This is a genomic window from Erythrobacter sp. CCH5-A1, assembly GCF_001557115.1.
Classification (GTDB): Bacteria; Pseudomonadota; Alphaproteobacteria; order Sphingomonadales; family Sphingomonadaceae; genus Erythrobacter.
Window position 1 is genome coordinate 1 of the sequence record NZ_LSKQ01000021.1, and the last position, 2667, is coordinate 2667.

Genomic DNA, 2667 nt, shown 5'->3' on the forward strand with positions numbered 1-2667 from the left:
CGGTTGGCAATTGCCGCGCGCCCCCCTATCGGCAGGTTCGTGGAACTAAGCGACGTCATCATCCTCGGCGCGGGTGCCGCCGGGCTGTTCTGTGCGGGGCAGGCCGGGCAGCGCGGGGTGCGGGCAACGCTGCTGGAGCGGGCCGAGGCGCCGGGCAAGAAGATCCTGATCTCGGGCGGGGGGCGGTGCAACTTCACCAACCTTGGCGCGGGGCCCGCCAACTACCTCAGCGCCAACCCCCATTTCGCCAAGAGCGCGCTCGCCCGCTACACCCCGGCCGACTTCGTCGCGCTGGTCGAGCGCCACGGCATTGCGTGGCACGAGAAGACGCTGGGGCAGCTGTTCTGCAACGGTTCGGCGAAGCAGATCGTGGCGATGCTGCTCGACGAATGCCCGCCCGACTTCGTGACCCTCACCTGCGGGGTCGACGTTGCGCAGGTTGCGCGCGGCGAGGATGGCACCTTTACCGTCACCGCCGCCGATGGCCGCGCTTGGGCCGCGCCCGCGCTGGTGATCGCCACCGGGGGGCCGTCGATCCCGAAAATGGGCGCGAGCGACTTTGCCTATCGCCTCGCGCGGCAGTTCGGCCTCAAGGTGGTCGAACCGCGCCCTGCCCTCGTGCCCCTGACGCTGGGTGGCGAGGATGTGCTGTTCCGCGAACTCTCGGGCGTCGCCGCACCGGTGCTGGCGCGCGCGGGCAAGGCGGAGTTCGCCGAGGCCGCGCTGTTCACGCACAAGGGCCTTTCGGGCCCTGCGATCCTGCAAGTCTCTTCCTATTGGCGGCATGGCGATCCGGTGGGCATCACCTTCCTTCCCGAAGCCGCGACCGACTGGCTGATCGAAGCCAAGCGCGACCGCCCGCGCGCTCACCTGCGCACGCTGCTGCGCGAGCGTCTGCCCGATCGCCTCGCCGATGCGCTGGCCGACCGGCTCGCTCTGGAGCGCGAACTCGGGAATTGCGGCGACAAGGACCTTCGTTCCGCACAGGCCAAGCTTGCCGACTGGCGCTTCGCCCCGAACGGGACCGAGGGCTATGCCAAGGCCGAGGTCACCGCCGGGGGCATCGCCACGGCGGAACTCTCCAGCCGGACGATGGAGGCCGCCAAGGTGCCGGGCCTCTACGCCATCGGCGAGGCGGTCGACGTCACCGGCTGGCTCGGCGGCTACAACTTCCAGTGGGCCTGGGCGAGCGGCCATGCTTGCGCCGAGGCCCTCGCCGAGGCGCACGGATAGAGCATTTTCCTACAGGCGCGCCGCGCGTTACAAGGCGGGCGGCTCTTTCCCATGGTCAACTTCCTCGCCTGCCCCCGCCCGCCGACGCCCCTGGGCCACGAAAAGCGAATGCACAGTGTCAACTTCGCTTTTCGCCGTTTATCTCATGAAATTGCATAACAATTCCTGTAGGATTGCGAAGTTTACAGTGTCAACTTTGTAAACTTCGCTCCCCCCGCTCAAAACAACTTCCGCAGGTCCACCCCGAGATAGAGCCCCAGCGGGTCGATCACGAAGGCGTTGTAGTTGACCGGGGTGATGCCCGTCCCGTCGCGCACCTGGCGCTGCGCGTCGAAGACATTGTCGGCGACGAGGCTGACGCGGAAGTCCTTCCACAGGCCCTCGTTCTTCCCCGTCACTTCGCCCATGTTGGCGAAGATGCGCAGGTTGAAGGTGACGATGTCGTCGAAGAACAGGTCGTTGGCCGCCACCGTGCCGTCGATCCGGGTCTCGCCGGTGTAGATGCCCGAGAGGCGGAAGCCGACGCCCTTGCCGAACAGGCCGGCCTCGAGGCGGCTCGAATGGCGCGGCTGGCCGAAGGCGCTGGTCGCCTCGCCGTCGAGCTGGTCGAGCGGATCGAGACCGGGGGCGACGAGGATCTCGTTGGCGAGCTCGATGGTGTGGGTGAGGTTGAAGAAGTAGCGCCAGCCCTGGAAACTGCGCTGGGCGAGCGGGTTGAAGGCCGGTCCCCCGGCAGGCGCGCCGCCGCCGGGTGCTCCGCCAGCCGGAGCGCCGCCCGGTCCGCCCGCGGGGGGCGCAGCGGCGCAGAAGCGCTGCTGGAACTGCGCGATCGCCTCGGGCGGGAGCGTGCCGTCGGGCAGGCGCGAGCGATCGAGCGCCATCTTGATGAAGGCCGGATCGACGCCCGGCAGCTCGGCCGAGACATCTTCGCCGCGTTCGATCTTGCCGATCAGCGCGGCGATGGCGGCGTTGCCATCGGGGCCGCAAGCCCGCTCGCGGAAGGCGGCGAACTGCGGCGGGACGCCGCCGGCCGAAGCGCCCGGAGCGCCCGGAGTACCGGGTGCGCCGCCGCCCATCATCGCCGGATCGATTGCACAGATGCGGGTGCGGAATTGGGTCAGCCGCGCCGGATCGATCTTGCCGTCCGCCCCGCGCAGCCGCGCCAGCATCGGCGCGAGGCGGGCGGGATCGATGCCGGGGAAGTCCCTGGAGATGTCCGCCCCGCTGTCGATCGCGGCGACCAGCCTTTCGAGGAAGGCCTGCCCGTCATCGGCGCACAGCCGCGCGCGGAAGGCCATGAACTGCTCGCGCTGCTCGGCCGAGGGCGCGAAACCAGCGCCGGGGCCGCCGGGGCCAGCTTGAGGCGCAGGCGCAGGGCCGGTGGTGGGCGGCGCGGGCTGGGCCGCAGGCGCAGGCGCGCCGCCCACCACCGGC

At 70.0% G+C, this 2667-nt stretch carries 1 protein-coding gene and 1 pseudogene; one reads left to right on the forward strand and one right to left on the reverse strand.

The genetic code is table 11. The features are described 5' to 3' along the window. The first annotated feature begins 39 nt into the window (after positions 1-39). A complete protein-coding gene (locus AX708_RS01255) occupies positions 40-1233 on the forward strand; it encodes an NAD(P)/FAD-dependent oxidoreductase (protein ID WP_066532204.1) in 1194 nt (397 codons plus the stop codon). A 218-nt stretch (positions 1234-1451) separates the two neighbouring features. On the opposite strand, the pseudogene AX708_RS20700 reads toward AX708_RS01255, so the two are convergent. Next, positions 1452-2667 (reverse strand): annotated as a pseudogene (locus AX708_RS20700) (hypothetical protein); the annotation flags it as partial.